This window comes from Sandaracinus amylolyticus (assembly GCF_021631985.1).
Classification (GTDB): Bacteria; Myxococcota_A; Polyangia; order Polyangiales; family Sandaracinaceae; genus Sandaracinus; species Sandaracinus amylolyticus_A.
On sequence record NZ_CP070225.1, the window covers coordinates 6,211,076 to 6,234,221 of the forward strand.

General features: G+C 72.7%; 19 protein-coding genes. 13 read left to right on the top strand and 6 right to left on the bottom strand.

Translation table 11 applies throughout. The features are described from left to right. Positions 1-33: 33 nt before the first annotated feature. Together I5071_RS26295 and I5071_RS26300 are read left to right on the top strand one after the other, a co-directional pair. Positions 34-969: a hypothetical protein gene (locus tag I5071_RS26295; RefSeq protein ID WP_236515591.1), complete on the top strand. Its 936-nt coding sequence runs from the start codon at positions 34-36 to the stop codon at positions 967-969. A 27-nt stretch (positions 970-996) separates the two neighbouring features. Next, the gene (locus tag I5071_RS26300; RefSeq protein WP_236515592.1) at positions 997-1,971 is read left to right on the top strand and encodes an AAA family ATPase; all 975 of its coding nucleotides are present in this window, start codon (positions 997-999) and stop codon (positions 1,969-1,971) included. 17 nt (positions 1,972-1,988) lie between these two features. Here the strand turns inward: I5071_RS26300 and I5071_RS26305 are convergent, their stop codons facing one another. Then, complete coding sequence (locus tag I5071_RS26305) at positions 1,989-2,492, bottom strand: hypothetical protein (RefSeq protein WP_236515593.1); 504 nt, start codon at positions 2,490-2,492, stop codon at positions 1,989-1,991. Between the two features lie 59 nt (positions 2,493-2,551). On the opposite strand from I5071_RS26305, the gene I5071_RS26310 reads away from it, so the two are divergent. From I5071_RS26310 to I5071_RS26320, 3 genes are all read left to right on the top strand, one after another. Then, positions 2,552-4,312, top strand: coding sequence for a DUF58 domain-containing protein (locus I5071_RS26310; RefSeq protein ID WP_236515594.1), 1,761 nt, complete (start codon positions 2,552-2,554; stop codon positions 4,310-4,312). Beyond that, positions 4,309-5,634, top strand: a complete 1,326-nt coding sequence (locus I5071_RS26315) for a hypothetical protein (protein ID WP_236515595.1) — start codon at positions 4,309-4,311, stop codon at positions 5,632-5,634. The genes I5071_RS26310 and I5071_RS26315 overlap by 4 nt, the downstream gene beginning before the upstream one ends. A gap of 141 nt (positions 5,635-5,775) precedes the next feature. Continuing rightward, positions 5,776-6,549: a hypothetical protein gene (locus I5071_RS26320; RefSeq protein WP_236515596.1), complete on the top strand. Its 774-nt coding sequence runs from the start codon at positions 5,776-5,778 to the stop codon at positions 6,547-6,549. A 106-nt stretch (positions 6,550-6,655) separates the two neighbouring features. Here the strand turns inward: I5071_RS26320 and I5071_RS26325 are convergent, their stop codons facing one another. Then, complete coding sequence (locus I5071_RS26325) at positions 6,656-7,018, bottom strand: Spx/MgsR family RNA polymerase-binding regulatory protein (RefSeq protein ID WP_236515597.1); 363 nt, start codon at positions 7,016-7,018, stop codon at positions 6,656-6,658. Positions 7,019-7,084: 66 nt separating this feature from the next. Between I5071_RS26325 and I5071_RS26330 the strand changes: the two genes are divergently transcribed. The 6 genes from I5071_RS26330 (at position 7,085) to I5071_RS26355 (ending at position 13,160) form a co-directional block, all read left to right on the top strand. After that, positions 7,085-7,897, top strand: coding sequence for a TrmH family RNA methyltransferase (locus tag I5071_RS26330; protein WP_236515598.1), 813 nt, complete (start codon positions 7,085-7,087; stop codon positions 7,895-7,897). 159 nt (positions 7,898-8,056) lie between these two features. Continuing rightward, the gene (locus tag I5071_RS26335; RefSeq protein WP_236515599.1) at positions 8,057-9,823 is read left to right on the top strand and encodes a hypothetical protein; all 1,767 of its coding nucleotides are present in this window, start codon (positions 8,057-8,059) and stop codon (positions 9,821-9,823) included. 44 nt (positions 9,824-9,867) lie between these two features. After that, a complete protein-coding gene (locus I5071_RS26340) occupies positions 9,868-11,298 on the top strand; it encodes a hypothetical protein (protein WP_236515600.1) in 1,431 nt (476 codons plus the stop codon). 11 nt (positions 11,299-11,309) lie between these two features. Next, positions 11,310-11,459: a hypothetical protein gene (locus I5071_RS26345; RefSeq protein ID WP_236515601.1), complete on the top strand. Its 150-nt coding sequence runs from the start codon at positions 11,310-11,312 to the stop codon at positions 11,457-11,459. Then, the gene (locus I5071_RS26350) at positions 11,425-12,543 is read left to right on the top strand and encodes a YcaO-like family protein (protein ID WP_236515602.1); all 1,119 of its coding nucleotides are present in this window, start codon (positions 11,425-11,427) and stop codon (positions 12,541-12,543) included. Before I5071_RS26345 ends, I5071_RS26350 begins: the two co-directional genes overlap by 35 nt. Next, the gene (locus I5071_RS26355; RefSeq protein ID WP_236515603.1) at positions 12,525-13,160 is read left to right on the top strand and encodes a TfuA-like protein; all 636 of its coding nucleotides are present in this window, start codon (positions 12,525-12,527) and stop codon (positions 13,158-13,160) included. The genes I5071_RS26350 and I5071_RS26355 overlap by 19 nt, the downstream gene beginning before the upstream one ends. On the opposite strand, the gene I5071_RS26360 is transcribed toward I5071_RS26355, so the two are convergent. Continuing rightward, a complete protein-coding gene (locus I5071_RS26360) occupies positions 13,150-15,294 on the bottom strand; it encodes an RCC1 domain-containing protein (protein WP_236515604.1) in 2,145 nt (714 codons plus the stop codon). The two genes, I5071_RS26355 and I5071_RS26360, sit on opposite strands and share 11 nt — an antisense overlap. 263 nt (positions 15,295-15,557) lie before the next feature. Between I5071_RS26360 and I5071_RS26365 the strand changes: the two genes are divergently transcribed. Both I5071_RS26365 and I5071_RS26370 read left to right on the top strand, forming a co-directional pair. Continuing rightward, the gene (locus I5071_RS26365) at positions 15,558-17,030 is read left to right on the top strand and encodes a flavin-containing monooxygenase (RefSeq protein ID WP_236515605.1); all 1,473 of its coding nucleotides are present in this window, start codon (positions 15,558-15,560) and stop codon (positions 17,028-17,030) included. A gap of 40 nt (positions 17,031-17,070) precedes the next feature. Beyond that, positions 17,071-17,619, top strand: a complete 549-nt coding sequence (locus I5071_RS26370) for an RNA polymerase sigma factor (protein WP_236515606.1) — start codon at positions 17,071-17,073, stop codon at positions 17,617-17,619. Between the two features lie 207 nt (positions 17,620-17,826). Here the strand turns inward: I5071_RS26370 and I5071_RS26375 are convergent, their stop codons facing one another. From I5071_RS26375 to I5071_RS26385, 3 genes are read right to left on the bottom strand one after another with little or no spacing between them, the layout of a single operon-like run. Further along, positions 17,827-19,152, bottom strand: a complete 1,326-nt coding sequence (locus I5071_RS26375; RefSeq protein ID WP_236515607.1) for a tetratricopeptide repeat protein — start codon at positions 19,150-19,152, stop codon at positions 17,827-17,829. After that, positions 19,149-20,225 (bottom strand): type IV pilus twitching motility protein PilT, encoded by a 1,077-nt coding sequence (locus I5071_RS26380; protein WP_236515608.1) that lies wholly within the window; start codon positions 20,223-20,225, stop codon positions 19,149-19,151. The genes I5071_RS26375 and I5071_RS26380 overlap by 4 nt, the downstream gene beginning before the upstream one ends. Further along, positions 20,225-23,110, bottom strand: coding sequence for a PilT/PilU family type 4a pilus ATPase (locus I5071_RS26385; protein WP_236515609.1), 2,886 nt, complete (start codon positions 23,108-23,110; stop codon positions 20,225-20,227). Before I5071_RS26385 ends, I5071_RS26380 begins: the two co-directional genes overlap by 1 nt. Between the last annotated feature and the right edge of the window lie 36 nt (positions 23,111-23,146).

Genomic DNA, 23,146 nt, shown 5'->3' on the forward strand with positions numbered 1-23,146 from the left:
GCCGCGCGCTCGACCGGGTTATCCTCGCGCGCGGTGAGCGGGACAGAGGGCGACGACGCGTTCGAGGCGCTGAGCGACTGCGCGGCGTGCCGCGTCGAGTCGTCGGTCGTCGAGCTCATCGCGGCGCGCGGTGGCGCGGGCGTGGTGCTCGAGAGCAAGTGTCGCCTCTGTCTGCGCGAGCAGCGCGAGGGCGCGCTGGTCTTCGAGGGCGAGCGCTTCGAGGGCGACGAGGCCGCCGCGCGCGCAGCGCTCGCACGATGGGCGCGCAGCGAGGGCGACGACGACGTCGAGCGCTTCGTGCAGGCCCACTTCGCGGCGGTCGGTCGGGGAGCCGGCGAGGGCGCCTCCGTGATCGCGGCGCGCCTCGCGCGCGGCGAGCCGGTCGAGACGAGCTTCGACGCGATCGCCTGGCTGTTCCCCGGCGTCGGCGCAGTGGGCGACGGAGGGAACGCGCCCGCGCCCGTCGACGACGAGACGCGCACGACCACGCCCTTCGTGCGCCACGCCCCGCAGGAGAGCGCGATCTCGATCCGACGCAGCCTCCCGCCGATCATCCCGACCACCCACGAGTCGATCCCGCTCCACAAGCAGCCGCTGCGCGTCTCGGCGCGCGCGCTCTGCGCGGTGATGCTCGCCGACGGACAGGCGAGCCCCGCGGATCGCGCGTTCCTCGACGCGACGTTGCGCGGGTGGGGCCACCCGCCGCTGCGCGACGACGACCTCGCGGTGTGGCGCCCGCACGATCTCCGCTGGCCTCACGATCCCCAGCTCGTGATCGAGGCGATGGCGCGCCTCGCGTTCGTCGACGGCGAGCGCGACACCACCGAGTGGCGCGTCGCGCGCGAGTTCGCGCGGGCCTGGGGCGTCTCCCTCGAGGCGCTCGAAGCACTCGGTGTCCAGCTCGAGCGCGAGCACCAGCGCGGCCTCCGCCGCGTCGTGTCCTCGCTGACTCGCCTATTCGTCCGCTGAATCGAACCTCACGGAGCCATTCACCGCATGAATCCTCGTCCCGCCGCCGTCTACGCGCCCGATGCCGAGCGCGCCGCGCGCGTCGCTGCGTTCCGACAGCAGTTCGACGGCGTCGTCGCCAACGTCGCCCGCGTCATCAAGGGCAAGGACGAGATCATCCGGAAGGTCCTCCTCGCGATGACCGCCAAGGGCCACGTCCTCCTCAAGGACGTGCCCGGCACCGGCAAGACGATGCTCGCGCGCGCGCTCGCCGCGTCGATCGACTGCCGCTTCCGCCGCATCCAGTTCACGCCCGATCTCCTCCCGATGGACATCACGGGCACGAACGTCTTCAACCTCCGCAGCAAGAGCTTCGAGTTCCAGCCCGGTCCCGTCTTCACCAACCTCCTGCTCGCCGACGAGCTCAACCGCGCGACGCCGAAGACGCAGTCGGCGCTGCTCGAGGTGATGGCCGAGGGAACGGTCACGGTGGAGGGCACCACGCACCGCATGGAGCCGCCGTTCCTCGCGATCGCGACGATGAACCCGCTCGATCACGAGGGGACCTACGCGCTGCCCGCGGCGCAGATGGATCGCTTCACGATGCAGCTCTCGATGGGCTTTCCGCCGCCCGACGCGGAGGTCGAGATGCTCGACGTGCACCTCGCCGAAGATCCGCCGGTCGAGCACCTGCGCCCGGTCGTGCACCGCGAGGACTTCCTCGCGTGGCAGGCGACGGTGCCGCGCATCTTCATCGCGGAGCAGGGCAAGCGGTACCTGGTCGAGCTCGCGAACGCGATCCGCGCCGACGCGCGCGCTCTATCGCCGCCCTCGCCGCGCGCGGTGCTCATGCTCGCGCGCACCTCGCAGGCCCACGCGATGAGCCAGGGTCGCGACTACGTCACGCCGCAGGACGTGCAGGCGATCGCGGCCGACGTGCTCGCGCATCGCATGGTCGTCAGCGGGAGCGACGTCGCGCACGGCTTCGTGCACGAGGTGCTCGCGAAGGTCCCGGTGCCGTGATCGCAGATCACGGCGGATCAGGGGCGAGGCGAGTGGATCTGCAGGTTCCCGCGCGCGAGCGTGTCGCCCACCTCGTACACGACGACGTCGCCCCCATCGCCGCAGTCGTCGTCGTCGGACTCGCACACGACGAGCTCGTGCTCGTCGTCGTGCTCACCGCGATCGAGGATCGTGACCTGGTACGCGAAGCCGTCGTGGCCGTTCCAGGTGCCGGTGCCGTGGAACACCGCGATGCTCGGCTCCTCGCCGGGCCCGACGAGGCACACGACCTCCGACACCGTGCGCCCGTCGAAGCAATCGCCGTCGAACGTCACGTGGGTCCACGCGCCCTCGAAGCCGCCGCGCTCGAACGCCTTCGCCTGGCCACCGAACGCGCCCCCGACGAGCGCGCCGTCGCCCGGCTCGATCTGACCGCCTCCGGTGATCCAGCACGCGACGTCGCGCGGTGGCGCCGCCGGTCCCGCCTCGTGCCCCGCACACGCCGCGAGCGCGAGCGCCACGACCCACCGCGATCGCTTCATCACGAGCCGATCTACGTGCGGCGTTCTGCCCACCAATCCCTCGGCAGGGGCACGCGAGCATGAGCGCGCGCCCGCATCCGCTGATCTCGATGGCGAAGGTCGCGTTCCACCTCGCGGGGACCTTCGCGCTCCCGATCGTCGTGGGGCTCGTCGCTGCGCTCTTCCTCGAGGTCTCTCAGGTCGCGGAGACCGCGCCCACGCTCTTGCTGTTCACCGTCGTGTTCCTGTTCCCCGTCTTCCTGATGCAGCTCGTCGGCATCGTGCGGAAGACGCGCATCGAGGTCGCGCAGCTGCGCGCCGAGCGTCGGGAGCGAGGCGAGCCGATCGCGCTCGGCTTCGAGCGATGGATGGACGTGCTCGCGCGCCACGCCGCGGTGATCACGCCGCGCGGGTACTCGCTGCTCTTCGCCGGGCTCGCGTTCCTCGTCGCGGCGCTCGGCTTCCAGTGGGGCGATCTCGGGCTCGTCGCGACGATGGGCTTGCTCCTCTTCTACGGCGTGGTCGGCGTGACCTCGTTCCTCTCCGCGTTCCTCGTGCGTGGCTTCGCGCGCGAGGCCGAGCGACGTCGGGCGAACGTGCGCCGCGAGATGTCGCCCGCGGTCGTGCTCTCGGGCGAGCCCGGCGAAGAGCGCTTCCACCTGATCGGCGTGCCGGTGCCGCCCGGCTATCACCTGCTCGTCGAGGACGTGCTGCCCGACGAGCTCGGCACCGAGACGCGCCACGTGATCGGCGCCGGCGTGCGCACCCAGGAAGCGATCGTCAGCGGCAAGCTGCGCCGCAGCCCGCGCGGCCTCTATCGCCTCGGTCCCGCGACGATCGGCTACCAGGACGTGCTGGGCCTGACGCGCGTGTCGGTCGCCGCGGTCGCATCGTGTGAGCTCAAAGTACTTCCGCGCTTCCGGCGGCTCGAGATCGTCGAGCCACCGCGCAGCAAGCACCAGACGCCCGACGTCGTGGTGCGCCCGCATCGCTTCCCGCAGGAGGACTTCTTCCGGTTCCGCGAGTACACGCGCGGCGACGACACGCGACGCATCCACTGGAAGCTCTCGGTGCGCGCCGGACGGCTCACACTGCGCATGCCCGAGTCGCGCGAGCAGTCGGTGCGCAACGTGGTGCTGGTGCTCGACTCGTTCCTTCCCGGGCGCGGGACCGGCGACGACGCGGTGGGCCTCGCCGACGTGCTCGACGCGCTCGTCGAGACGTGGGTCTCGCTCGCGGCGGAGCTCGTCGATCGCGGCGACGCGGTGACGCTCGTCGCGGCGGTCGACGATGGTCGCGGCGGGCGGCGGATCGAGAGCGTGTCGGGCCGCGCGCCGCGCACGCGCTGGCAGGATCTCGGAGCGCGCGCGCGGTGGCAGGATCGTTTCGATCTGCCGGCGCTCCTCGAGAGCGTCGGGCCCGCGACCGACGGCGTCGCGGTCTCCGCGCGCTTCGATGCACCGCCGCCGCTGCCCTTCCAGGGCCAGCGCTTCACGTGGATCTATCGCAAGCCCGAGGAGGCGCTGGGCCCGCCCGAGCCCGGCTTCTGGACCGTCCATCTCGGCGGCGCGGGCCTCGGCACGCAGCTGCTCGCGTTGATCCGACTGCCCTTCCCGGTCGGCAGCGACGAGAACACGCTCGGTGCGCGCTGGCGTCGTTATCGGTTCGAGCGTGCACGCTACGACGCGCGGCAGCGGCTGCGCGCGCGGGTACGTCGCGGCGCGCAGAGCGTCGTCGCCGCGCTGATCGCGCGTGGGGACGCGGTGTACACGCTCGAGCCCGGGCCGATCGCGCATCGCCTCGTCGGCGTCTCGTCGGGAGCCGCCGGAGGTGTGATGTGAGCGCGACGCGCGAGGCGTGGCGGCGCGACGCGAAGGAGCTCGCGCGCCCCGCGCTGACCTACCTCGCGTGGGTCGTCGTGATGCTCGCGATCTTCGACCTCGTGGTGCTCGTGCTCGACGGGTTCTCGGGCGAGGCGATGGTGATGCTCGTCGTCCTCGGCGTCTCGACGATCATCGGCGTGCTGATCGGTCAGGCGCTCGCGATCGCGCGGGTGCGCGGCTCCGCGCTCGGCTGCGCGACGATGCTCTGGTACGCGGGCAGCTGCGTCGTGAGCGGCGCGCTCGTCGCGGGCGGTCCGCTCGGCGGGATCGTGATCGCGCTGCTCTTCATGACGCCGATCTTCGTGAGCGGCGGCGCGTGGAGCCTCGCATCGAGCCGCGCGCTCTTCGCGGCGTGGGTGCCGGTCATCTACGGCACCGGCGCGATGTTCGCGATCCTCGAGCGCGACGATCGCGTCGACGTCTGGGAGCAGGGCGACAAGTGGGCGATCTGGAACGTCACCACGTCGTTCATCCTGTTCCTCACCATCGCGCTGCTGCTCGTGTACCTCGTGATGCGCGAGCGGCATCGGCTGCATCGATGGAGGAACGCGCCGCGCGCGCTGCTCGCGGGCACGGTGATCGAGCGCGGTCCCGCGCGCCCTCGGCTCACGGTGATGGGCTGGGCCGCGCTGATCGTCGTCGGGCTGATGCTCACCGCGGGCACGCTCTTCCTCGCGCCCTATCTCTTCCGCACCGGGCCCGAGGAGGGCGAGGGCGAGGGGAGCTCGCAGTCGCAGCAGCAGGAGAGCGAGCAAGAGGGCGAAGGCGAGCAGCAGGCCGCGCAGGGCGAGGGAGAAGGAGACGCCGCGGGACAGGCCGAGCGCGCCGCGCGCGCCCTCGCGCAGGCGGTGTGCCCCGCGATGATCGGGCTCCTCCTGATCGCGGCGATGGCGGCGATCGCGTGGAGGCCGGTGCGGCGCCTCGTGATCATCGAGGTGCTGCGGCGCCCGCGCTGGCGCGTCGCGCCGACGACCCGCATCCGCATGGGCTGGCGCTTGATCGAGATCGCGCTCGGCGATCTCGGGATCGACGCCGATCCGAGCGTCGACGCGAGCGAGCTCGTGCGCCGCCACGAAGCTGCGCTCGGCGCGATCGACGCCGAGCTCCTCGCGCGGCTGCGCGACGCGGCGACGCTGCGCGATCGGGTCGCGTACGCGCTCGCGCTCGAGCCCGGCGACGTCGAGCGCTTCGCGAGCGACGCCGAGCGCATCTGGGTGATCGCGTCGAACCGCATCGAGCTGAAGAAGGAAGCGCAGAACGCCTTCCGCGACGTCGGCTGATCGCGGGGACCGTGAATCCCAGGCACGCCGGCACAGCCGGCACACGGTCACGCCTCTGGCGAATTCGCCGCGAATTCCGCAATTCGACGCGTGGCACGGAGCTCGCTCTGGAGCGCTCGCGACTTCGACAGGAGCTTGCCCGTGTCTTCTTCTTCTCGTGCGCTTCTCTTCTCTTCGTTCGCCGCGCTCGCGCTGGTCGGGTGCAGCTTCGATCTCGCGCTCGACGGCGACTGGTCGCGCGGCGAGCTCGGCCGCTCGCAATGGCAGATCGACGACGGCCTCTGTCCCGGCCTCGCCGGCGGATGCGCGTTCGACGTGCCGCTCGCGGTCGGCGCCAGCACGCGCGTGCACGTCGTCGGCGTCGACGGAGACACCGTGTTCGCAGAGGCCGAGGGCAGCGTTCGTCTCGGGCTCTACGACGTGATCGCGAACGACCCCGCCGATGCCTTCTTCGAGATCACGGCGGTGAGCGCGGGCGCCGGGACGCTGCGGCTGCGCGATCGCCTCACCGGCGAGGAGATCGATCGCATCCACGTCGAGGTGCGTGAGGCGACCGAGCTCGACTGCGGCGCGCTCGCGAACAACGACGAGGTGCTGTGGGACATGCCGCAGCTCGCGCCCAGCGATCCGATCGAGCTGCTGATGCCGGGCGTCGTCGCGTCGAGCGGGAGCAGCCCCGATGCCCAGCTCGTGTGCCGGGCGCGCGACGAGCGCGGACCCATGCTCTCGGCCGACGCGATCCGGTGGCAGGTGATCGAAGGAGCCGACGTGATCCAGCTCCGCACCGACGCGCTCTTCTCGTTCTCGCCGGTGCAGGGCGCGCGCGTCCGCTACGACGTGCTGCAGCGCGGTGACGCACGCCTCCGCGTGACGCTCGGCGACATCTCGCGCGAGCTCGGCGTGGTCGTGCGATGAGCCTTTGCCGGAGTGCTCGTCCCGAAGGTCCCGGACGGGAGCGCGCCGCGCGCGCGGACGGTAGGGACCGGCGGGCGAGCCGATGTTTTCGGCAATCTTCGAGCGATCAGCGCTTCGGGAAGAGCGCCTCGTACTGCTCTTCCTTGAACCCGACGAGCACCTTGCCGCCGTGGACGAGCACCGGGCGCTTCACGAGCTTGCCGTCCTCCGAGAGCCAGCGCGTGATCGTCGCGTCGTCCGTGGCGTCGATCTTCTCCTTGCCCAGCGCGCGATAGCTCTGACCGCTGGTGTTGAGCCACTTGCGCACCGAGAGCCCGCTCGCGGGGATCCACTTCGCGAGCTCGGCGGGCGTCGGAGGCTGATCGACGATCGGGCGCAGCGTGATCGCGACGCTGCGATCCGAGAGCCACTTGAGCGCCTTCTTGCAAGTGCCGCAGCCGGCGTACGAGAGCACGAGCGGAGTCGTCATCGCGCCGACTCTAGCTGCACGCCGGCACGCGACAACGCGCGCGATCCGCGGTACCACGGCGCGCCGATGAAGCCGCGCCGTCCTCGCTCGCCCGATCGCCCGCGACCGCCCGAACGACAGGGCCCGCCTCGTCCCATCGCGGGCGCCGGCGACGAGGTCACGTTCGGGCTGCGGGCGGGCATCGCGCTGATCGCGAAGCGCCCCGGCGACGTGCTGCGGATCGCGTTCGCGCCCGCCGTGCAGGGCGAGCTCGGCGAGGTCCTCCGCGGGTCTCCGGCACAGCGCGTCGCATCGAGCGCGAGCGACGCCGAGCTCGCGCGGCTCTCGGGCTCGACGCATCACGAGGGGCTCGTCGTCGTCGCGCGCCCGCGTCGCTGGGTGCCCGCGGCCGAGCTGAGCGAGCGCCTGGTGCGCGGCAAGGGCGCTGCGGTCGCGCTCGATCGCGTGCGCAATCCCTACAACGTCGGCGCGATCCTGCGCACCGCCGCGTTCTTCGGGATCGACGCCGCGCTGCTCGGCGCGATCGCGCCGCATCCCGCGCTCGCGTCGGATGCGATCCGCGTGGCCGAGGGCGGCACCGAGCACCTCGCGCTCTCGCGCACCACCGATCTCGCCGCGACGCTCGAGCGACTGCGCGGCGCGGGCGTGCAGGTCGTCGGCGCCGACGGCGCAGCGCAGACGGGCGCGCTCGGCTTCGCGTTCCGGCGCCCCGCGATCCTCGTGATGGGCCACGAGCGCGAGGGCCTCTCGCCGCGCGTGCGCGCGCAGTGCGACGCGATCGTCGCGATCCCCGGCAGCGGCGCGATCGAGTCGCTCAACGTCGCGGTCGCGGCGGGCCTGCTGCTCGGCGAGCTGGTACGCGATCGGCTGGTGGGCTGAGAGAGCCGTCGCCGTCGCCGACCACGTCCACGACCACGACGGCGTCGTCGACGTTGACGTGAACGGCGACGTGAACGGCGACGGCACTTTCCGTCGCGTGCACAGTCCGCTCTCCGGGATCTGGTCCCCTCGCATCCCCTCCGCGAGAATCCCGCGCCCATGATCTGGCCGACCGAGCTCGAGGGCTTCCTCGTGCCAGGCACCGCGCGGTTGTTCACGCTGGTGCCGGTCCGCGGCGAGCGCTTCGTCACGCTGCGCCACCAACAACAGCGCGCGTGCAACCTCGCGGAGTGGCTGAGCGAGACGAGCGCGCCCGAGCGCGTGTGCGTGGTGGGCGCGGGCCTCGCGGGCCTCACGTTCGCGGCCGTCTACCACGAGCTGCGCGGAGGCCGGTGCTCGATCGTCGTGACCGAGCGACAGGCCGAGGTGCTCGCGAGCCTGCGCGGATGCCGCACGCGCTGGCTGCACCCGCACTTCTTCACGTGGCCCGATCCCTCGTGGGAGCGCCCGCACACGCTCTTCCCCGCGATGAACTGGCGCGCCGGCGCGGCGCACGACGTCTACTGCGCGCTCATGCGCGAGTGGAAGCGCTTCGCGCGGACGATCCGCACCGAGGTGCGCACCGACCTCGTCGGGATCGAAGAGCGCGCGAAGCTCGTGCTGGTGGAGACGACGTGCCCGGGGCGCGAGCCCGAGGAGCGCGACTTCGACGCGCTGGTGATCGCGACCGGGCCCGGCCTCGAGCGCCGGATGAGCGGCGCGATGAACGAGTCGTACTGGCACGACGACACGCTCGATCGCGAAGACCCGTACCGCCGCGGCGACGTGCGGCACTTCGCGGTCGCGGGCAACGGCGACGGTGCGCTCACCGATCTGCTGCGCATCCGCCTTCGCAACCTCGTCGATCACTCGGCGCTCGCGACCCTGGTGCGGCGGCTCGAGGAGCGATGGCCGGTGACCGAGCCCGACGATCTCGCGACCTGCGTGCGGCGCGCGCAGCGGAGCGGCGACGGAGTGAAGGAGCTCGATCGCATCGCCGCGACGCTCCCCGCGCTGCGCGATCTGCTCGACGACGGCAGCGGGCTGCGCGAGGGCACGCGCGCGACGCTGCTCGGCGCGACCGACGCGCCCCACGGCAATCCGTCGGCGTTCGCGATCAACCGGCTGCTCGTGGCGATGCTCGCCGCGAAGGACGTGACGGGCTTCGCGTACCAGCGCGGCCAGGTGATCGGCGCCGCGAAGTGGGTGCACCGCGATCGCGTGCGCGACGGAGATGCCGAGCGCGATCGCATCGTGGTGCTGCGCGACCGTACGCTCTACGCCGACGCGTTCGTCGCGCGCATCGGCGCGGATCGCGCGGGCCTGCTCCCCGACGACGCCGCGTCGAACGACACCGTCGACGCACTGCGCGCCCACGAAGCGGCACGAGAGCGGCCCACGAACGAGGCGCGCATCGCGAGTGAGCGCCGCGCCGAGCCGCGGGTCCTTCTGCGCGCGATGCCGGCGCTCGCGGGCAACAAGGTGCGCATCCGCTTCCATGCACCGAGCGCATTGTCGATCGAAGGCGCGCTCGTGACGTACGTGGAGGGCGCGGTGTCGGTCGACGGTGTCGGCGCAGCGCCGCTGCCCATCGTGCTGCGCTTCGACGAAGGTCCCGTGGTCGCGATCGTCCCCGTGGTTGCGAGGCCCGAGAATCCCGCGTCGCACGCGATGATGCGGGTGCTCTGCGCGTCGGCCGAGCTGATCGTCGCGGGCTCGGTGCTCGACGATCGCGACGAGACCCTCGCCGCGTGGGCGGCTCTCGGTGAGCGCTTCCAGCTGGTGCTCTTCAGCGAGAGCGCCGAGGAGCTCCGCGCCGAGCACCCGATCGTCGTCGAGCGCGAGCCCGGCGCATGGCCGTTCGAGCTCGACACCAGCGACGCTTGATCGGACACTTGACGAACACTTGACCGACGCTCAAGGATCTGGACATGAGGTCGGAGCTGAAGAGCAACGAGCGGCGCGCGCTCACCGCGCTCGTCGCCGCCGACGCGCCCCTCTCGAAGGGCGACCTCGCGAAGGCGGTGTTCGGCGAGGTCACCGGCTCGACGCAGTCGATGATCTCGCGGATCACCGCGACGTTGCTCGAGCACGGCCTGATCCGCGAGACCCAGCTCGGCCGTGTGCGCGTGGTCGCGCCGACCGCCGCGGGCCGTGCCGAGATCCAGGTCACGCCGCGGCCCGATGGGACGCTGCTGCGCGCGCGGCTGCGCGACCTCGCGGGCACCAACGAGCACCCGCCCCGTGCCCGCAACATCAAGCATCTCCACGGTGCGGCGGCGATCGTCGCGAGCGAGCTCTCGCGCCGCGCGGAGTGGCGCGACGAGGACGAGCGGTTCGCGCAGGCGATGCTCGCGCTGATCGACGAGGGGCCGGACGAGCGCCGCGACGCGCGCGAGGATCGCGCGGCGATCGGCCAGCTGCTCTGGGGCTGGCCCACGCGCGACGCGGCGCGCGGCGCGCTCGTCGACGCGCTCGCTCGCCTCGAAGATCCGCTGGAGCGCGAGGACCGCGCGCGCGAGCTCGGCTCGGAGCTGGTGCGGCTCGCCGGCAGCGTCGCGGCACATCCCGACCTCGCGCTGCTGTGGTCGGCCGCGGCGGGCGCGATCCTCGGCGCGCTGCGGACGCGCACCGACGCCACCGACGCGCGGGTGCGCGCCGCGCTCGCGAACGGGCTGCGGAGCTCGCTCCGCGTGGCGGAGCACACGAGCGAGGAGATGTCGCGCTACTGGCGCGCGCGCAGCTTGACGGCGCTCGGCGCCGACGACGCAGCGGGCGCGGACTGGGACGCGCTCGCGCGGATCGTGGTGCCTCCGCGCGACGCGGATCGCTCGGGCGTCGAGGAGCGCGCGCGGCGAGTCGTCCTGGCGGTGCGCGACAGCGCGGTCGTGAACGCCCCGCTCACCGAGCTCGACGCGCTCGAGCGACGGCTGCTGGCGACGCGCCTCGCGGCGAAGATGAAGTGGCCCGACACGAGCCCCTCGTCGCACGTGATCGAAGAGATCGTGGATCGCCGCGATCGCACGGTGAGCGCGCTCGCCGACGTGGAGCGCAAGCTCGGCGACGGAGAGCGCGCGGAGCTGGATCGCGCCCGCGATCAGGTGCGCGCGGTGCCGGCGAAGCTCGAGAGCGATCCCGCCGCGCGCGAGATCGCGAGCCTGCACGCGCGCCGCGCGAGCATCACGGCCGCGGGCAGCGCCGCGATCGCCGCGGCGAAGCAGGTCGCGCCGGTCGCCGACGGTGACCTGAAGCGCTTCCTCGCGGACCAGGTCCGGGACAACCTCTGGTCGTTGCCGATGGTCGTGGGCCACGTCGCGTGGCTCGCGCGCTTCGACAAGATCGTTCGCAACGAGCTCAGCTGAGGAGGAGAACGATGAGCGCGCTCGAGACGAGCCTGCCGAAGCCGGTGACCCAACCGCGCGGCGCGTACGCCCAGGTCGCGGTGGTGCGCGATGGACGCGCGATCCGCGCGGGCGAGAGCGACGCCGATGCGCCCCGGCGCGCCGAGCACGAGCGACGCTGATCGCTGGCGCGACGTGCTCGCGTCGCACCGCCGCGCGTTCGGCGTGACGCGCTTCGGCTCGACGACCGCGCTCGACGTGCTCGGCATCGAGACCGCGACCGCGCTGCGCGACGACGTCGAGGGCGAGTCGATCTCGGTGGCCAGCGGCAAGGGCCGGACTCGCACCGAGGCCGAAGCGGGCGCGCTCGCCGAGGCGCTCGAGCGACACGCCGCGGAGCCATGCCGGGCACGCATCGCGACGCACATCGCGCGCGCCGCGGAGCTCGGCGACGCAGCGCTCGATCTCGCATCGCTCGCGCTCGGGACGTGGGTCGATCGCGACGTGCTGGACGCGCCGCTCGAGTGGTGTCGTGGCGCGTGGCTCGCGACCGGCGAGCCGGTCTGGGTGCCCGCCGACCTGGTGTTCTTTCCGTTCGTGCCCGCGCCCGATCGCGTGCTGCTCGCAGCACCGAGCACCACCGGTCTCGCGAGCGGCGAGACGTGGGACCGCGCGGTGCTCCACGGCTTGCTCGAGTGCGTCGAGCGCGACGCGTGGGCGCGGGCCCTCGCGCTGGTGTCGATCGGACGTGGCGGTCGCATTCCTCACCTCGATGCCGCCGCGACACCGCTCCTCGAGCGAGTCGCGCGCGCGGGCCTCTCGCTCGTGCTCCACGACCTCACGCACGATCTCGGGATCCCCAGCGTGCTCGCGGTGATCGACGATGGATCGCTCGCGCACGTCGGTGCCGCGAGCCACCTGCGCGCCGAGGTCGCGCTCGAGCGCGCGGTGCTCGAGGCCGCGCAGAGCCGCGTGACCGATCTCCAGGGCGCGCGCGAAGATCTCGCGCCGCGCGGCGAGAGACCGCATCGCTGGTTCGTCGAGCACGATCGATCACGCGGCGCGACGTGGCCCGCGAGCGTCGACGACGACGACCTCGACGCGCGGCTGCGCGCGGCCGGCCTGCCCGGTGCGATCACGATCGACCTCTCGCCGCCCGACGTCCCCGCGTTCGTCGCGCGCGTCGTCGCGCCGGGGCTCGAGTCGTGGGCGCTCGATCCCACACGCGCGGGAGCGAGGCTGCGGTCGTGGCTGCGCGCGGTCTAGTCTTCATCGGGCCCTCGCTGCCCGATCCGCCGGCGCGGAGCGAGATCGCCTACGCGCCGCCGGCGCGTCGCGGCGACGTGCTCGAGGCAGCGCGCCGCGGCGTAGACGTGATCGGCTTGATCGACGGAGTGCTCGTCGGAGAGCTCGCGGTCTCGCCCGGTGAGGTGCGCGATGCCGCGCGCACCGGCGCGCGACTGATCGGCGGCGCGAGCCTCGGCGCGCTGCGCGCGGTCGAGCGCCCGAACGACGTCGAGGGCGTGGGCGAGGTGTTCGAAGCGTTCCGCGACGGCGTGCTCACCGACGACGACGAGGTCACCGCGACGTTCGACGCCGAGATGCGCTACGTCGCGCTCCCGCTCGTCACGATCCGCGATCGCCTCTCGCAGATGATCGCCGCGCGCGCGATCGATCCACGTCACGGCGACGCGATCATCGCGGCGCTCCGCGCCCTGCCCTTCGACCAGCGGACCGAGCGCGCGCTCCTGCACGCGGCGAGAGCGCAGCTCGGCGACGAGGTGGCGAGCGCGCTCGTCGCGCGGATGCGCACGCTCGAAGACGTGAAGCGCCGCGACGCACGGCGCGTGATCGACGCCGTCGCGCGCGCGCTCACCACGTGACCGGACGCGGCGCCCCGGCATCCCAGCAGCACACGCCGCCGGTCTGCTGCGCCGCACAGACCTCGTGATATCCGGGCGCGATCGCGATCACCTGATCGAGCCACTCGATGCGTCGCGGCACCCCCGGCGGCGGCTCGGACGCCGCACGACGCGACGACGACGCGCCACGACGCGACGACGCGCGACCCCAGCACCACGCGCTGCCGTCGTCGCCCGAGATGCAGATCTCCGCCTCGTACGCTGCGATCGTGCGCGCCGGAGGGATGCCCTCGATGCGCACCGCGCGCGCCGACTCCACGCTCTGCGCCGCGCCGAGCTGCCCCTCGGCGCCGCTGCCCCAGCACGACACGCTTCCGTCGTTCAGCAGCGCACACGCCGCGCCCTGCGCGACCGCGAGCGAGCGCACCGCGCTCCCGTCGACCCCCTCGATCGCGTGCGGCGGCGCCGAGGCGGTCGCGCCGCCCCAGCACGCGACGTTCCCGCGATCGACCGCGCACGTCGCGTCGGGCCCCGCCGCGATCGCGCTCGCCGCGCCGAGCCCGCGCACCCGCACCGGCGTCGTGCGCAGCTCGCTCGTTCCGTCGCCGAGCTGCCCGTGATCGTTCGCGCCCCAGCACCACACCTGAGCGCCCTGGGTCCGCGCGCACGCGTGCATGCGCCCGGTCGCGATCGCCTCGACACGACCGCGCAGCGCGACCTGCATCGGCGTGCTCGAGTTGCGGCGATCGCCTCGCCCGAGCTGCCCGTGACCGCCCTGCCCCCAGCACCACAGCGATGCGTCGTCGGTGATCGCGCACGAGAAGTGGAGCCCGGTCGCGATCGTCGTCGCGGGGCGCGGCACGCCGGGCGCGCGCGAGCTCACGGGATCGCCCGCCATCGGACCGCCGGTCTGTCCCGACTGGTTGAGCCCCCAGCACCGCACCGCGCCGTCCCCGAGCCGCACGCAGAAGTGCCCGTAGCCCGCGCTCAGCGCCTCGACCGGGACGCGATCGGGACCGTACCCGCAGACCGGCCCGGCCGCGCTCACGCTCGGCGGCGCCTCGACGCGCGGTCCCCACGCGAGCGGCGCCCACGATCCGTCGCGCTCCTTGCAGTGCCATCCGCCCTCGGTCGTGCCCGCGCAGATCGCGCCGCTGCGCTCGGTGCTCACGAGCGCGCGCACGTTCGTCACCGGCTGCACCCGTGCCTCGCGCGTGCCCGCCTCGAAGCACCACAGCGCGCCCTCGCGCGTGAACGCGCAGAGCGTCGCGCCCGCGCTCTCGATCGCGACCGCGTCCTCGATGCCGCGCACGTCGACCGCGTCGTAGCGATGGCTGCCGCTGCGACGACGATCCTCGGGGCCGCGGATCATCCCGCGCACGTGCCCGTCGCGCGTGACCCACCACAGGTTCTCGCGCGTGAGCGCGACGTCGATCGCATCGCGGATCGCGCGGTGCTCGTACAAGCCGTCGTCGCGCCGCTCGCCCATGTGGTGGAAGCGCTCCCAGCCCCAGCACAGGATCTCGTGCGCGCGGGTCAGCGCGCAGCGCGAGAGATCGTACGCGTCGAGCGCGATCACCCCCGCGAGGCGCGGGATCGTCTCGATCGACGAGAGCGGCAGCGACGTGTGGCCGTTCCACGCGGTGCCCCAGCAGCGCACCGTCCCGTCCTCCACGATCGCGCAGCCACCGCTCACGCCGAACGCCATCGCGCTCGGCGGCGGGATCGCGAGCACGTCGGGGCGCGACCACCGCGAGCCGCCGACGCCGATCGCGCCCCAGCACGACACGCGACCGCCCTCGCCGACGCCGCAGAACGCGCCCTGTCCGCCGTACAGATGCGTGACCGGATCGAGCCCCTCGATGCGCGAGGGCACGCGGTCGCGAGCGTCGGCGTCCCAGCACCACACGCTTCCGTCGTCGAGCAGCGCGCAGCGCTCTCCGTTCTCGCCGAGCGCGACCTCGCGCGCCCGACCGATGTCGGGCAGCTCGTGGATCGCACCCTCGGGCGCCCGCGCGACCCGCACACCGCCACGCGTCTCGGGCGCGGTCGCGCGCACCGTGATGTGCGTCTCGTCGCGCACCACGCGCTCCTGCGCCGAGCACGCGATCAACGAGAGCAGGACGGCGAGTGAGACGATTGGATGTCGACGCATGGCGCGCGGAGCCTCGCACATTCTCCGCACACGGCGCGCAGCGCGTTCCTCGTCGGGATTTCCGAGCCACCAAGGAGAGCAGGAGGGTTGGGAACACCACGGCACCGAGCTCGTCGTGCGACTCGACTCGGTGCTCGGTGAGTCACACGCGGGCTCGTCGACGTGGTGTTCCTATCCCTCCTGCTCTCCTCGGAAATTGTCCTGGACATCTATTGAACTATGTTCAACAGTCTTGTTGGCAGCTCTGACGACAGGAGGAATGCGTGGACCAGCAGCGTCACGAGGAGCTCGAGGTCGCGATCGTCGGCAGCGGGTTCAGCGGCATCGCGATGGGCGTGCAGCTCCAGCGCGCAGGCATCGAGCGCTTCCGCATCTTCGAGAAGGCGCACGACGTCGGCGGCACGTGGCGCGAGAACACGTATCCCGGCGCCGCGTGCGACATCCCCTCGCACCTCTACTCGTTCTCGTTCGCGCCGAACGCGCGCTGGACGCGCTCGTACTCGCGACAGCCCGAGATCCTCGAGTACCTGCGCGACACCGCGCGCGCGCACGGGCTCTATCGACACATCACGTTCGGCGCGGAGATCGACGACGCGCGCTGGGACGCGACGACCGGCACCTGGACCATTCGCGCGAAGAACGGCGAGACGGTGCGCGCGCGCTCGCTCGTGCTCGGCTGCGGCGGCCTGCACATCCCGCAGTACCCGTCGATCGAGGGGCGCGACTCGTTCGCGGGCCCGAGCTGGCACTCCGCGACGTGGAGGCACGACGTCGATCTGCGCGGCAAGCGCGTCGCGGTGATCGGCACCGGCGCGAGCGCGATCCAGCTCGTCCCGCAGATCGCGAAGGACGTCTCGAAGCTGCACGTCTTCCAGCGCACGCCGCCGTGGATCGTGCCCAAGGCGGATCGCGCGATCCCGCCGCGCATCCGCGCGCTCTTCGCGCGCTCGCCCGCGCTGATGCGCGCGCATCGCGCGCTGCTCTACTGGCAGCACGAGGCGCGCGCGGTCGGCTTCGTGATGGAGCCGCGCATCATGGAGCTCGCGGCGCTGCTCGCGAAGCGATACCTCGAGCACTGCGTGGCCGATCCGGTGCTGCGCACGAAGCTCACGCCGAAGTACGTGATGGGCTGCAAGCGCGTGCTGCCCTCGAACGACTACTACCCCGCGCTCTGTCGCCCCAACGTCGAGCTCGTCACCGAGGGCATCGCGGCGATCGAGCCGAAGGGCGTGCGCGCCGGCGACGGCACGCTGCGCGAGGTCGACGCGATCGTGTACGGCACCGGCTTCGCGGTCGCGGAGTACCTGTCGCCGATCACGATCGTCGGCAGCGAGGGGCAGCGCCTGAACGACGTGTGGCGCGACACCGCGCCCGAGGCGTACCTCGGGATCACGGTGTCGGGCTTCCCGAACCTCTACCTGCTGATGGGCCCGAACACCGGGCTCGGACACAACTCGATGGTCTTCATGATCGAGGCGCAGGCGCGTTATGCGCGGCAGTGCATCGAGACGCTGCGCGACAAGCGGCTCCGCGCGCTCGACGTGCGCCCGGGCGTGCAGGCTGCGTTCAACCGCGCGCTCGAGGAGAAGCTTCGCCAGACCGTGTGGTCATCGGGATGTCAGAGCTGGTATCTCGCGGCGGGCGACGGAAAGAACGCGCTCACGTGGCCGGGCTTCACGTTCGACTACTGGCGCCGCACCCGCCGCATCGATCTCAGAGACTTCACCGCGAGCTGATCCCCTCGACCTAACGGCGAGCACGCCCCATAGCTCCCGCGTGGATCGCGCCACGCTGGACACCCTCGTCGCCTCGCACCGTCAGTTCCTCGCGTTCGTCGAGCGCCGCGTCAGCTCGCGCGCGGTCGCCGAGGAGATCCTCCAGGACGCGTTCGTCCGCGGCATCGAGCGCGGCGGCGCGCTGCGCGAGGACGAGTCGGCGACCGCGTGGTTCTATCGCGTCCTGCGCAACGCGATCATCGATCATCACCGCCGCCGGGGCACCGAGGCGCGCGCGCTCGAGGCCCTGGCGCGCGAGCTCGACGAAGAGGCGCCCGAGGCCGAGGCGCTGCGCGCGACGGTGTGCGGCTGCATCACCGAGATCGCGACCACGCTCAAGCCGGAGTACGCGGAGATCCTGCGCGAGGTCGAGGTCGAGGGGCGCAGCGTGAAGGACTACGCGGGCGCGCAGGGCATCACGCCGAACAACGCGGCAGTGCGGGCGCACCGCGCGCGCGAGGCGCTCCGCGCCCAGGTCGCGCGCGCCTGCGGCACCTGCGCGACCCACGGATGCTTCGACTGCACGTGCAGCAAGGAAGCGCACGGCTGAGACCCGCTGCGCGCGGATCACGCGCAGATTTTTGCCGCTGAGGAGAGCAGGAGTTTCAGGAGGGAGCACGAAACACGATCGCATCGTGTTTCGCGATTCAGCGCCTGGGACGACGATTCAGGGAGCATCTCGTCGAAACACGATGTGCTCGAATCTCCCACTCTCCTGCTTTCCTGCTCTCCTCAGCGGAATCTCTCCTATTCCTCCTCAGCGGCTCTCGCGGCGAGGGGCGTGCTTCTTCGCCTCTGCGACGAACGCTTCGAGCGTCGGCAGCGGAGGCAGCGCGCGCGTGCCCGGCGCGACGATCGCGCGCGCCGGCAGGCGCGCGGGCGGGATGCTCGTGCCGCGCTTCGGCTGCGCAAGCGGCGGCAGCGCGTCGAGCGCCGCACGCGCTTGCTCGTGCGACGCGTCGAAGCTCAGCACCTGCTCGAGCACGCGGCGCGCGCCGTCGGCGAACCCGTTGCGCGCGTAGAGCTCGGCCAGCGTGAGGTACGTCGGCACCTCGGTCGCCTCGAGCGGCGGCGCCTTCGCGAACTGGGTGAGCACGCGGTCGAGCTCGAAGTCGAAGCGGCCGAGCTTGCTCGCGACGTCGACGAGCTTCGTGCACGCGACGCGATGGCGCTTGTGCTCCGGCGACACGCGCAGCAGCGCGTCCATCGCCTCGGGATAGCGACCGAGGTCGTAGAGCACGGCGCCCGACTCGTAGTCGAGGCCCGACTCCGCGAACCACTGCGCCGCGTCCTCGAGCCGCCCCGAGTCCCACGCCACGCGCGCCGCGGCGTTCTTCTTCCCCTGCTCGAGCAGCTGGCGGATCATCTCGTCGGTCGCGCCCGAGCCCTGCGCGCCGCCGCGCCATCCCGATGCGCGTCCCCACTTGTCCGCCGAGCCCGGCGCGCGTGATGCCGACGGCGTGATGCTCGCCGCGCGCGGCTGCGACGCGGGCGCGGGCGTGCTCGGGCGCGGCGCGGTGCCCGCCGACGAAGGCGCGACGGAGCGCGACGCGGCCGGGATGCCGACCATCGACGGCGAAGGCGACGCGACCGGCGGCGCGCTCTCCGGCACCTTCATGCCCGGCGACGACGGCGAGGGCGACGACACGGTCGGCTTCCGCGACGCGACGGGCGGAGCCGATCCCGGAGGCGGCGCGATGCTCGGCACCGGCTCGGTCTGCGGCAGCACGTCGGGCGCGATCGAAGGACGCGCGGCCTGGGCCGCGCCCTCGGGCGCACCGAGCGCGCGCCGCACTCGCGCCGCGGTCTCCGCGTCACCGCCGAGCTCGAAGCAGCGCGCGGCCTTCTCGGCGGCCGCGCGCGAGCGTCCCTCGAGACGCCCCGCGTCGTCCGCGGTCACGCCGAGCGTCTCGAGCATCAGCGTGCCCGCCTCGACGTAGCGCTCCGCGCCGACGAGCAGACGCACCGCCTCGCCGGGCGCGCCCGCGCGCTTGTACTGATCGATCGCCTTGTCGGCGAAGCCGCGCTGCTCGAGCTCGCGCGCGGTCTGCAGGCGAATTTCTCGGACGCGCTCGCCGCTCACGGCACCGCTCCCTTGCTGACGATCTCCTTCAGCACCGCGGGGTCGTTCGCGTGCAGGAGCGCCTCGCGCTCTTCGACCTCGCCGCTCAGCACCAGCTCGGCGAGCGCGTGCTCGAGGCTGCGCGTGCCGCTCGCGAGCTGCTCGCCGCTGCGCAGGTACGCATCGATCTGGTGCAGCTTGTTCTCGCGCACGAGGTGCGAGACCGCGTGCGAAGGCAGCAGCACCTCCATCGCGGCGACACGTCCGTTGCGCGTCGCGAGCTTGCACAGGCGCTGCGCGACCACGCCGCGCAGCGTCAGCGAGAGCGTGATCCGCACCTGATCCTGCACGTCGCCCGGGCACGCGCCGACCAGACGATCGACGGCCTTCGCCGCCGATCCCGTGTGCAACGTCGCGATCACGAGCACGCCCGCTTCCGCCGCGCCGAGCAGCATCTTCACGGTGTCGTAGTCGCGCACCTCGCCGACGAGCAGCACGTCCGGCGCCTCGCGCAGCGCGCTGCGCAGCGCCGATCCGAAGCTCGACGCGTCGCGACCCACCTCGCGCTGGGTGATCACCGAGCGCTGCGACTTGTGCACGTACTCGATCGGATCTTCGATCGTCAGCACGTGCCGCTCCTGCATGCGGTTCACACGATCGATCAGCGCCGCGACCGTCGTGCTCTTGCCCGACCCCGTGGGGCCGGTGACGAGCACCAGCCCGTTCGACGCGGTGACGAGCTGCTGCACCGAGTGCGGCACGCGGATCTCTTCGACGCTCGGCACGCGATCGGGCACGACGCGGAACACCGCGCCCGGTCCATCGGACTGCTCGTAGACGCACGCGCGGAAGCGCGCGAGCCCGTCGACCTCGTACATGAAGTCGATCTGCTGATCGCGCTCGAGCTGCTCCTTCTGCGCGGGCGAGAGGATCTCGTCGAGGAACGCGCGCGTGTCGTGCGCGCCGAGGCGGCGATAGGGCAGCCGCACGATGTCGCCGAGGTGGCGGATCGCGGGGACCTTGCCGGCGTGGAAGTGCACGTCGCTGGCGCGCTGATCCGCGGCGATGCGCAGGAACGTGTCGATGCGCGGCATCAGCCGATCCTCCGCGGCGGCCCGCCCGGGGGCGCGACGCTCGGCATCGCGGGCGAGAGGCTCGGTCGCGCGCGCGAGCCCGAGGCCGTCGGGCCTGCGCCGGGCGCGATCGACGCGCCGCGCACGCTGCGCGCTTCCTCGGCGTCGAGGAACCCGTTCGCGGCGAGCATGCTCGCGAACGCGGGGCGATCGTTGGCCTTCGAGAGCGCCTCGTCGGGCGCGACGATGCGCTGGGTGACGAGGCGCCCGAGCTCGTCGTCCATCGAGCACATCCCGAGCTCGCGGCTCGTCGCCATGATGCTCGGGAGCTGGAAGCACTTGTCCTTGCGCACGAGGTTCGAGACCGCGTCGTTCGCGATCAGCACGTCGCACGCGAGCACGCGCCCCGGCTGCCCGTCGATGCGCCGCAGGAGCTGCTGGCAGCACACCGCGCGGAGGCTGTCGGCGATCATCGAGCGCACCACGCCCTGCTGTTTGCCCGGGAACGCGTGCACGAGGCGATCGATGCTCGCCGCCGCCGACACGGTGTGCACCGTCGCGAACACGAGGTGCCCGGTCTCCGCGGCCTGCAGCGCGAACTCCATCGTCGTCACGTCGCGGAGCTCGCCGACCAGGATGACGTCGGGATCCTGACGCAGGATGCTGCGCAGCGCGTCGGCGAACGACGCGGTGTGCGCGCCGACCTCGCGCTGGTTCACGACGCTCGATCGCGACGGGTGCTGCACCTCGATCGGATCTTCGATGGTCACGATGTGGCGCGGCTCGCTGCGGTTGATCGCGTCGATCAGCGCGGCGAGCGTGGTCGACTTGCCCGAGCCGGTCGGACCGCCGACCAGCACGAGACCGTGCGGGAAGTCGGCGAAGCTCTTCACGATCGCGGGGAGCCCCAGCGTGTCGAGCTCGGGCACCGTGCCCGCGATGCGACGCAGCACCGCGGCGAGGCCGCTCGACTGTCGGAAGAGGTTCACGCGGAAGCGGAGATCGAAGCCCTTCACCTCGTAGGAGAAGTCGACGTCCTCGCCGCGATCGAACTGCTCGGTCTGCCGCGGCGTGAGCAGCGGGATGAGCATCACCGCGAGCTCGTCCCCGGTGATCTCGGCGCGGGCGAGCGGGAAGACCGCGCCGTGGCGCTTCGCGTGGGGAGGACGCCCCGCGTGGAGCAGCACGTCGTCCGCGTCCTGCCGCGCGGCCGCGACGAGCAGTCGATCGAGCACGCCGACCGCCGCCGCCGCGTCGCGATCTGGAGAGACCTTCCACTTCGCGAGCAGCTCGCGCGCACGCTTCGCGATCGCGGGGATCGGGTCGCCCACGCACGCCTGCACGTAGAACGCGGCGCGCGCGCCGTTCCGCGCGCGGTCGAGCAGCTCGAGCATCGTCGAGCGCACGGTCGCGTCGGGATCGCCCACCAGCTCGCCGAGCTCGACGATCGCATCGTCGGCCTCGAGCAGACCGAGCGCCTCGAGCGCAGCGACGCGCAGATCGTCGCGCTCGCGCGCCAGCGCCGCGAGGTAGGGGATCGCGCGTGCATCGGCGAGCTCGGCGACCGCGAGCACCGCCTGCTCGCGCACCCACCAGTCGTCGTCGCGCACCGCGACGAGCAACATCGCGCCGAGCGTCTCGGGATCGCGCAGCCGCAGCAGCCCGTAGACCGCGTAGCGCCGGATCACCGGCGAGGGATCGTCGAGCAGCTGCACGATCGCGGGCGCGAGCTCGGGGAAGCGCAGCTCGATCAGCGAGTCGAGCACGCGCTCGCGGACGAACCAGTCCTCGTTGCGCAGGAGATCGAGGAGGCGCCCGGCGAGATCGATCGCGCCCGACTCGATGTTCTTCGCGAGCGCGACCGCGGTGCGGCGCGCCTCGGGATCGGCGTGCCCGAGGAGCGCGACGAGGATGCGCGCGAGGTCGACCTTCCGCTCCTCCGCGAGCGCGATCAGCGACTCCATCGCCGCGCGCCGCAGCGAGGGATCACCGCCGTGCGCGATCTCGACGAGGTGCGGGACCACCTCGGGGATCGCCATGCGACGCAGCGCGCGGACCGCCGCGAGCCGCTGCGCCGCGCTGCCGGTGCGCGAGCGTCCCGCGAGGAGCGCCGCGGTGCGCGCCGAGCGCATTCCGCCGAGCGCGTCGATCAGCACCGGATCGGCATCGGGCGCGGAGACGCGCGCCTCGATCTCGTCGAGGATGCTCTCCTCGGGCAGCACGTTCCCGAGCGCGGCGAGCACCTCCGCGAGCACCGCCGCATCGCGCACCACGAGCGCGCGGCGCAGGTGCGCGACCACCTCGTCGACGCGCCCGCCCACCAGCGCCGGATCGCCGAGATAACGCAGCGCGACGACCTGCTCGCGACGCGTGCCGTGCTCGAGCACCGCGCCGATCAGCGGGATCGCGCGGTGACGCGCCTTCGGCACCATCACCTGCATCGCCTCTTCGCGGCCCGCGAACTCGCGCTGCGCGACCAGGCGCTGCAGCGCACTCAGCGCCGAGGGACCACCGACCTGCTCGAGCACCGCCGCCGCGTGGGCGCGCGCATCGGGATCGGGATCGCCGAGCACCTCGCACAACACGCGGTGCGCCTCGACGTCGTTGACGCGGGGGAGCACGGCCGCGATGGCGCGACGCGCGACGGGATCGGCGCTGCGCAGGGCGCGCGCGAGGGGTGCGAACAGCGCGGGCTCGACCGACGCGAAGGCGATCGCCTTGAACGCCGAGCAGCGATTGACGTGACGCGGCCCCTGCGCCGCGAGGCCGGGCTCGGAGAGCACCGCGAGCAGTCGCTCGACCTCGGGCGCGGGCGCGGGCGCCGCGGCCGCCACGAACCCGCGGAGCTCTTCGGGGGTCGCCCAAGCAGCCTCACGGAGCGCGCGGATCTTCTCGGCCAGCAACATCGCGAGACGAGGCTAGCACCCCCGCAGATCACGCGG

Excerpts from the sequence above, each read along its gene's own strand:
- I5071_RS26300 (WP_236515592.1), top strand. The coding sequence starts at position 997 with ATGAATCCTCGTCCCGCCGCCGTCTACGCGCCCGATGCCGAGCGCGCC.
- I5071_RS26305 (WP_236515593.1), bottom strand. The coding sequence starts at position 2,492 with ATGAAGCGATCGCGGTGGGTCGTGGCGCTCGCGCTCGCGGCGTGTGCG.
- I5071_RS26310 (WP_236515594.1), top strand. The coding sequence starts at position 2,552 with ATGAGCGCGCGCCCGCATCCGCTGATCTCGATGGCGAAGGTCGCGTTC.
- I5071_RS26325 (WP_236515597.1), bottom strand. The coding sequence starts at position 7,018 with ATGACGACTCCGCTCGTGCTCTCGTACGCCGGCTGCGGCACTTGCAAG.
- I5071_RS26330 (WP_236515598.1), top strand. The coding sequence starts at position 7,085 with ATGAAGCCGCGCCGTCCTCGCTCGCCCGATCGCCCGCGACCGCCCGAA.
- I5071_RS26335 (WP_236515599.1), top strand. The coding sequence starts at position 8,057 with ATGATCTGGCCGACCGAGCTCGAGGGCTTCCTCGTGCCAGGCACCGCG.
- I5071_RS26340 (WP_236515600.1), top strand. The coding sequence starts at position 9,868 with ATGAGGTCGGAGCTGAAGAGCAACGAGCGGCGCGCGCTCACCGCGCTC.
- I5071_RS26345 (WP_236515601.1), top strand. The coding sequence starts at position 11,310 with ATGAGCGCGCTCGAGACGAGCCTGCCGAAGCCGGTGACCCAACCGCGC.
- I5071_RS26350 (WP_236515602.1), top strand. The coding sequence starts at position 11,425 with ATGCGCCCCGGCGCGCCGAGCACGAGCGACGCTGATCGCTGGCGCGAC.
- I5071_RS26360 (WP_236515604.1), bottom strand. The coding sequence starts at position 15,294 with ATGCGTCGACATCCAATCGTCTCACTCGCCGTCCTGCTCTCGTTGATC.
- I5071_RS26380 (WP_236515608.1), bottom strand. The coding sequence starts at position 20,225 with ATGCCGCGCATCGACACGTTCCTGCGCATCGCCGCGGATCAGCGCGCC.
- I5071_RS26385 (WP_236515609.1), bottom strand. The coding sequence starts at position 23,110 with ATGTTGCTGGCCGAGAAGATCCGCGCGCTCCGTGAGGCTGCTTGGGCG.